This is a genomic window from Hydrogenophaga sp. OTU3427, from assembly GCF_038440225.1.
Classification (GTDB): Bacteria; Pseudomonadota; Gammaproteobacteria; order Burkholderiales; family Burkholderiaceae_C; genus Hydrogenophaga.
The window spans coordinates 89,450-97,028 of sequence record NZ_JASATI010000016.1 but is presented as its reverse complement, the minus strand read 5'-3'; the positions used below and the strand labels follow the sequence as shown (position 1 = coordinate 97,028).

Sequence of the window (7,579 nt, the reverse complement as noted above, 5' to 3'; positions counted from 1 at the left end):
CAACCCCCCCCCACAGGCCCCGGGGTTGGGGGCCCCCGGCCCCTTGGGGGCCCGCGCCCGCCGTGGCCCCGGCCCCCACGGCCAAGGCCCCAGCCAAGAAGTCCTGATACCCTGCACTCATGAACGCCCGCCTGCCCGATTCGGTTGCCACGCTGCCAGAGCGCGTGTTGCCCCGCCTCACCCAGGCGCGGGTGCCGCTCACGCGCAGCATCGAGGTGCGCAACGAATTCGGTGAGACCTCGACCATCTCCATCCCTGCCGAGCGTGATCTCACGGTCTACGTGGACAAGCGCGAGCTGGTCACGCTCATGACCTTGGGCGGCCACCCGGAGTGGCTGGTGTTGGGCTACCTGCTCAACCAGCGCCTGGTGGCCTCGGCCGAGGACATCGACTCCATCACCGTCGACTGGGAGGTGGGCGCGGCGTCGGTCAAGACCCGGTACGGCATCGAGCGCATCGAGGAGCGCACGGCCAAGCGGGTGGTCACCACCGGCTGTGGCCAGGGCAGCGTGTTCGGCGCCCTGATGGACGATGTCGACAAGATCCGGCTGCCGGCGGAGGCGGTGCTGCGGCAGTCCGACCTGTATGGCCTTGTGGACACCATCCGCCTGATGCAGAGCACCTACAAGGCGGCCGGCTCGGTGCACGGCTGCGCCCTGTTCCGTGGGGCCGAACTGCTGAGCTTCGTCGAGGATGTGGGCCGTCACAACGCGGTCGACAGCATCGCCGGCTGGATGGCCTTGCAGGACCCGGCCGAGATGGGCGGTGCCGACAAGGTGTTCTACACCACCGGTCGCCTGACCAGCGAAATGGTCATCAAGGCCGCCCAGATGGGCGTGCCCGTGGTCGTCTCGCGCAGCGGCATGACCCAGATGGGGCTGGAGGTCGCGCAGCGCGTGGGCCTGTGCGCCATCGGCCGCGCCACGCACAAACGCTTTCTGTGCTTCACCCATCCGCAGCGCCTGCTGCTGGATGCGGTGCCAGCGCGGCCTGCCGCGCTGGCCTGACAACCGCCCGCGCGCCGGGGGCGCGGCGGTAAACTTGACCGCATTCCCCATTCCGAGAGCGCCGCCATGACCCGAGACGTCCACCTCATCGAGCATCCGTTGGTGCAGCACAAGCTGACGCTGATGCGCCAGAAGGACACCAGCACCAAGAGCTTCCGCCAGCTGGTGCATGAGCTCAGTGCCCTGCTGGCCTACGAGGTCACCCGCGACATGCCCATGCAGGAGATCGAGATCGAGACGCCGCTGGAGACCATGAAGTCGCGCGTCATCGACGGCAAGAAGATCGTGCTGGCTTCCATCCTACGCGCCGGCAACGGTTTCCTGGACGGCATGCTGGAGGTGGTGCCCAACGCGCGCGTCGGCCACATCGGCCTGTACCGCGACCCCAAGACCCTGCAGGCGGTGGAGTACTACTTCAAGATGCCGCACAACATGGAAGAACGCGACGTGATCGTGCTCGACCCCATGCTGGCCACCGGCAACTCCGCCGTGGCAGCCGTGGACCGCCTCAAGCAGACCAAACCACGCTCCATTCGTTTCGTCTGCCTGGTGACCTGCCCCGAAGGGCTCAAGACCTTCCACGATCACCACCCCGAGGTGCCGGTCTACACGCCGGCGGTGGACCGGGGCCTCAACGACCACGGCTACATCGTGCCGGGATTGGGCGATGCGGGGGACCGCATCTTTGGCACGAAATAAGGCCACCCCCGTTTCTCGCTCACCGCGTGTAGCGCGAATCCCCCCTCAAGGGGGCGCACCCAGTGGACCGGCAGAGCCGGATCCACGGGTGCCCCGGGATGACTCCCCCTCGCTCGTCTGGTTGTTTCTTCTGCGCTAAGGTTCGGGGATGACGCATCAGGCACCTTCTTTCTGGCAACTCGGTTGGCGCGCGCTGTGGCGCGATCTGCGGGCGGGGGAGCTGCGGCTGCTCATCGTGGCGGTGGCGCTGGCGGTGGGCGCGCTCACGGCCGTGGGTTTTTTTGCCGACCGGCTGCAGGGTGGCCTGCAGCGTGACGCGCGCCAGCTCATCGGTGGCGATGCGGTGGTGCAGAGCGATCACCTGCCGCCGTCCAGCCTGGCTGCGCAGGCCACGGCCCTGGGCCTGCGTTCGGTCACCACGCTGAGCTTCCCCACCATGGGCCGGGCCGACGACGCCCACGGCGGCGCGGCGCGGCTGGTGGCGCTCAAGTCGGTGGCACCGGGCTACCCGCTGCGCGGCAAGCTGCGCACGGCCCTCTCGCCAGACACGCCCGATCAGGCCACCGACGACATTCCCGCGCCGGGCACCGTGTGGGTCGACGCCGCCCTGCTGGACGCCCTGGGCTTGCGCATGGGCCAGGCCCTGTTGCTGGGCGACGCTGCGTTCCGCATCGACCGCATCCTGGTGATCGAACCCGACCGGGGCGCCGGCTTCATGAGTTTTGCGCCCCGAGTCATGCTCAACAGTGTCGACCTGCCCGCCACCGGCCTGGTGCAGCCGGCCAGCCGCGTGAGCTACCGCTTCGCCGTCGCTGGCGAGGACGCCGCCGTGCGCCGCTTCAACCGCTGGGCCGAGACCGAGCTGAAGAAGCCCGAGGTGCGCGGCATGCGCCTGGAGTCGCTTGAAGGTGGCCGGCCCGAGATGCAGCGCACGCTGGAGCGGGCCGAGAAATTCCTCAATCTCGTGGCGCTGCTGGCCGCCCTGCTGAGCGCGGTGGCGGTGGCCATCGCCGCGCGGGGCTATGCCGCGCGCCATCTCGACGACTGCGCCATGCTGCGCGTGCTGGGGCTGTCGCAAGGCACCATGGCATGTGCCTATACCTTCCAGTTCGTCACCGTCGGCCTGGCGGCCAGCGCCATCGGCGTGGCCCTGGGTTTCGCCGTGCATTTCGTGTTTGTCGTCCTGTTGGCCGGGCTGGTGGACGCGGCCTTGCCGGCGGCTTCCATCTGGCCGGTGCTGTTTGGCCTGGGCATGGGGCTGACGCTGATGCTGGCCTTTGGCCTGCCGCCGGTGCTGCAACTGGCCCAGGTGCCGCCGCTGCGGGTGATACGGCGCGATGTGGGCCAACTCAAGCCGGCCTCGCTGGCGGTGCTGGGCCTGGGCGCGGCGGGTTTCGCGGCCCTGCTGCTGGCGGCCAGCCGCGACCTGATGCTGGGCCTGATCGCGGTCGGTGGCTTCGCCGTGGCGGTGGTGGTGTTTGCCATCGCCAGCTACACCGCCGTCAGGCTGCTGCGCGCCAGCGTCAACGAGGCCACGGCGCCGCGCTGGCTGCGCCTGGCGACGCGCCAGCTGGCCGCGCGCCCGGCCTATGCGGTGGTGCAGGTCAGCGCGCTGTCGGTGGGCCTGCTGGCCCTGGTGCTGCTGGTGCTGCTGCGCACCGACCTCATCAGCAGCTGGCAAAAGGCGACACCCCCCGATGCGCCCAACCGCTTTGTCATCAACATCCAGCCCGAACAGGCCCGGGCCTTCCAGGCCAGCCTGAGCGATGCGGGCGTGGGCAAGTTCGACTGGTACCCCATGATCCGGGGCCGCCTGGTGGCCATCAATGGTCGCGACGTGGTGCCCGAGGATTTCAAGACCGACCGCGCCCAGCGCCTGGTCGACCGCGAGTTCAACCTCTCGCACAGCGCCGAACGGCCCACGCACAACGAGCTGGTGGGTGGCCAGTGGCGCGCCAACGAGGCCGGCGCCGCCAGCGTGGAACAGGGCCTGGCCGAGGAGCTGGGCCTCAAGCTGGGCGACCGCATCACCTTCGACATGGCCGGCCAGCGCATCGAGTCGCGCATCACCAGTTTGCGCAAGGTCGACTGGGGCTCGCTGCGGGTCAACTTCTTCGTGCTCTACCCGGTGGCGCAGATGAGCGACGTGCCCATCACCTACATCAGCGCCTTCCGCGCACCCGATACGGCCGGCTTCGACAACGCCCTGGTGCGCGCCTACCCCAACATCACCAATGTCGACATGAGCAGCACCATCGCCCAGGTGCAGCGCGTGTTGGGGCAAGTGATCCGGGCGGTGGAGTTCCTGTTCGGTTTCACGTTGGCGGCCGGCCTGGTGGTGCTGTTCGCCGCCGTCACCGCCACCCGCAGCGAACGCGAGCGCGAGTTTGCCGTCATGCGCGCGGTGGGCGCGCCCTCCAGGCTGCTGCGCCAGGTGCAGCGGGCCGAGCTCGTGGGCGTGGGCCTGCTGGCCGGCTTCCTGGCCTCGCTGGTGGCGGTGGCGGTGGGCTGGGCGCTCGCGCGTTATGTGTTCGAATTCGCCTGGACGGCCTCGCCTTGGGTGCCGCTGGGGGGCGCCGTGGCCGGCGCCGTGCTGGCGCTGGCGGCGGGCTGGTGGGGTTTGCGCAGCGTCTTGCGCACCCCCGTGGTAGAGACTTTGCGCAAGGCGCCGACCTGATGACAACCGACAACACTTCCGCGCCCTCCCAGGCCCAGACCTTCGCCACCCCTTTCGAATGGATAGGTGGCGAGGCCAAGGTGCACGCCCTGGTCGACCGCTTCTACGACCTGATGGACCTGGAGCCCGGCTACCGCGAACTGCGCGCCGCCCATGGCAACACCCTGGACAGCGCGCGCCAGAAGCTGTTCTGGTTCCTCTGCGGCTGGCTGGGCGGCCCGCAACATTACACCGACCGCTTCGGCCACCCCCGCCTGCGCATGCGCCACATGCCCTTCGCCATCGGCATCCAGGAACGCGATCAGTGGCTGGCCTGCATGGACCAGGCCATGGGCGACGTGGATGTGCCCGCCGACTTGCGCGAACGGCTCAAAAACAGTTTTTTCCAGACGGCGGACTGGATGCGCAACACGCCTTGATGGCGTGACAGGTGGGGCGGACGTCTACTTTGTCGTCAGCGCCAGCACGCGCAGGGGGCTGCCTGAGCCACCCTGGATCTTGAGTGGCGCCGACACAATCAACGCCCCGGTGGGCGGCAACTGATCCAGGTTCTTTAAACACTGGAGTCCGAATTTGTTCGCACCGTGCATCAGCGTGTGGCATGGGTAGGCCAGAGGCCAGGCGTACGACTGGCCGGCATCGGTGTTGATGGTCTCCACGCCGAAGCCGTGGACATCACGTTCGCGGATCAGCCACTCGACCGCCGCCTGTGTCGGACCGGGGGTGTGGGCACCATCTTCTTTCATGTTGACGTAGGACGCCGGATCGCTGATGCGCTTGGACCAGTCGGTGCGCAACAGCAACCACGCGCCTTGTGGGATGCGGCCGTGGCGCTCTTCCCAAGTCTGGAGGAAGTCCACGGTCAGCAGCCAGTCGGCGTCGGCCGCCACTTCGGCACTGGCGTCCACCACCACCGCAGGCGCTATGAAGTTGGTGGCTGCAATGGTGTCGACCGTGTTGTTGGGGTGGTCCTTTCCGGTGATCCAGTGGGCCGGTGCGTCGAAGTGCGTGCCGGTGTGCTCGCCGCATGAGAAGTTGTTCCAGTACCAACCCGGGCCAGCGTCGTCGTACTGGGATATGCGCTCCGTTTTGAAGGACCAGACTTGGCCGAACTGGGGCGGCAATTGCAGTGCAGGAAATTCGGGCGACAGCGTGTGTGTCAGATCGATGACTTGGACCTGGCCGCTGGCCAGTTCGGTGGCGAGTTGCGCGAGTGAAAGTGTCATGGGGTCTCCGTTGGGGCGCCGCACCGCGCGGCCCGTGGAGACAGTCTGAGGGGTGGTCGGCATGGCGGCTATCCGATCCGCGCAAGGGTTTGTCCAAAAACCGCCAATAAACACCGACCCATTCCCACCCGGTCGCGCAAATTTGCAGCCAAGCGACAGCGGTCGCGGTTTTCAGATAGCGGCCAACCAGCCGCCTGTCTACGCTGAGCCCGTCGGACCAGGCCCTGGGCCGTCATCCGAACCCTGCTGCACTTGGAGTACGCATGAAAGACCATTCCTTCCTGTCCCACGACCGCTTCCTGCTGGCCACCTTTTCCACCAATTGCGCGGGCGGCATGACGGTGTCCAAGCTGCCCGATCGCTGGGTCGCCAACTGGGAGAACAACCTCAAGCTGGGGCGCATGCTGGATGAGGCTGGCATCGATTTCATGCTGCCGATCGCACGCTGGATCGGCTACGGCGGCGAGACCGATTTCCATGGCGGCGTGCTCGAAACGGTGACCTGGGCGGCGGCCCTGCTGGCCAGCACGAAGCGCATCACGGTGTTTGCCACCGTCCACACCGCGGCCAACCACCCGGTGGTGGTGGCCAAGCAGATGGCCACCATGGCGCAGATCGGCGGCGACCGCGTGGGCCTGAACATCGTGGCGGGTTGGAACCAGCCCGAGTACGAGGCCCTGGGCCTGACGTTGCCGGCCGACCACGAAAGCCGCTATGGCTACGCGCAAGAATGGTTTGACGTCGTGCGCAAGCTGTGGCGCAGCGAAGACAAGTTCGACTGGGATGGCGCCTACTTCAAGCTCAAGGGTGCCTATGGCAACCCGCGTCCAACCACCATGCCGCCCATCATCAACGCGGCGGGCTCGGGCCAGGGCCGCGATTTCGCGGCGCGCAATGCCAATTTCCTGTTCACTCCCGCGATTGACCTGGCCCGTTCCAAGGACGAGGTGGCCGAACTCAAGGCCAAGGGCACGGCCAGCGGCCGCAAGGTCGATGTGCTGACCTTCTCGCATGTGGTGTGTGCGCCGACCGAGGCCGAGGCCAAGGCCCGCTGGCAACACACGCTGGACAATGCCGACTGGGCCGCTGTGGACAACCTGGTGAAGCTGCAGTTCGCGCATGCCCAATCCTTTCCGCACGACCTCCTGGCGCTGATCCGCGAGCGCATGGCCGCCGGCCACGGGGGCTTTCCGTTGGTGGGCACGCCCGAGCAGGTGGCTGACGGCATCTGTGCGCTGCATGCGGCGGGTTTCAGAGGGACGACCTTGTCCTTCGTCGACTACGTGAAGGAGTTCCCCTACTTTCGCGACACCGTGTTGCCCATCCTCCACGCCCGGGGGATTCGATGAGCGCGCCAGGGGGCCGGGCCGACGAGGCTCCCGAGACCGGTGTGGACGTGCAGACCTTTCGCCAGGCCATGCGCCAGTTGGCCGGCGGGGTGTGCGCGATCAGCGCTTGCAATGGTGAGGGCCAGCGCACCGGCATGACGGTGACTTCGGTGGTGTCCTTGTCGATGCAGCCGGCCGAGGTGGTGGTGTCCATCAACCAGAACAGTTCGTCCTGGGCGATGATCGCCCGTGCCGGCCGTTTTGGCGTCAACCTGCTGGACGCCACCCAGGCCGCCGTGGCGCTGCGCTTTTCCGGACAAGGTGGCATCCGGGGCGATGAACGCTACCACGGTGCGAACTGGGTGCAAACCACAGACGGCGTCTGGTTGCTGGACGATGCTCCGGTGGCGCTGGCCTGTGCGGTGGTACAGGTGTGGACACGGCACAGCCATGCGCTGGTGGTCGGGCACATCACCCATGCGCGGGGCCACGCGCTGGACACACACCGGGGGGATGGCTTGCCGTTGCTGTACTGGCGGGGCTGTTACGGCGGGTTCGCTCCGTTCTGACGGTGTGGGGCAGGGATACTGCGCATTGCCAGATTTGCTTCAAAGGTCAACAATCCAGCGCCAAGTGAACAGG

At 67.5% G+C, this 7,579-nt stretch carries 7 protein-coding genes; 6 read left to right on the top strand and 1 reads right to left on the bottom strand.

From position 1 onward, the window contains the following. Positions 1 to 119 precede the first annotated feature (119 nt). The 4 genes from AAHB17_RS11740 to AAHB17_RS11725 all read left to right on the top strand — a co-directional run bounded on the left by AAHB17_RS11740 (position 120) and on the right by AAHB17_RS11725 (position 4,802). Positions 120 to 1,007 carry a formate dehydrogenase accessory sulfurtransferase FdhD gene (locus AAHB17_RS11740; protein WP_342130758.1) on the top strand — a complete coding sequence of 296 codons (888 nt, stop codon included), beginning with the start codon at positions 120 to 122 and terminating at the stop codon, positions 1,005 to 1,007. Between the two features lie 66 nt (positions 1,008 to 1,073). After that, positions 1,074 to 1,706, top strand: a complete 633-nt coding sequence (gene upp / locus AAHB17_RS11735) for a uracil phosphoribosyltransferase (protein WP_342130757.1) — start codon at positions 1,074 to 1,076, stop codon at positions 1,704 to 1,706. Positions 1,707 to 1,854: 148 nt separating this feature from the next. Next, positions 1,855 to 4,383 (top strand): ABC transporter permease, encoded by a 2,529-nt coding sequence (locus AAHB17_RS11730; RefSeq protein ID WP_342130756.1) that lies wholly within the window; start codon positions 1,855 to 1,857, stop codon positions 4,381 to 4,383. After that, positions 4,383 to 4,802, top strand: a complete 420-nt coding sequence (locus tag AAHB17_RS11725; protein WP_342130755.1) for a group II truncated hemoglobin — start codon at positions 4,383 to 4,385, stop codon at positions 4,800 to 4,802. Before AAHB17_RS11730 ends, AAHB17_RS11725 begins: the two co-directional genes overlap by 1 nt. A gap of 24 nt (positions 4,803 to 4,826) precedes the next feature. Here the strand turns inward: AAHB17_RS11725 and AAHB17_RS11720 are convergent, their stop codons facing one another. Beyond that, positions 4,827 to 5,609, bottom strand: coding sequence for a cyclase family protein (locus AAHB17_RS11720; RefSeq protein WP_342130754.1), 783 nt, complete (start codon positions 5,607 to 5,609; stop codon positions 4,827 to 4,829). A gap of 263 nt (positions 5,610 to 5,872) precedes the next feature. On the opposite strand from AAHB17_RS11720, the gene AAHB17_RS11715 reads away from it, so the two are divergent. Then, positions 5,873 to 6,958: an LLM class flavin-dependent oxidoreductase gene (locus AAHB17_RS11715; protein ID WP_342130753.1), complete on the top strand. Its 1,086-nt coding sequence runs from the start codon at positions 5,873 to 5,875 to the stop codon at positions 6,956 to 6,958. Further along, on the top strand, positions 6,955 to 7,506 hold the full coding sequence (locus AAHB17_RS11710) for a flavin reductase family protein (RefSeq protein ID WP_342130752.1): 552 nt from the start codon (positions 6,955 to 6,957) through the stop codon (positions 7,504 to 7,506). The genes AAHB17_RS11715 and AAHB17_RS11710 overlap by 4 nt, the downstream gene beginning before the upstream one ends. Positions 7,507 to 7,579: the final 73 nt, after the last annotated feature.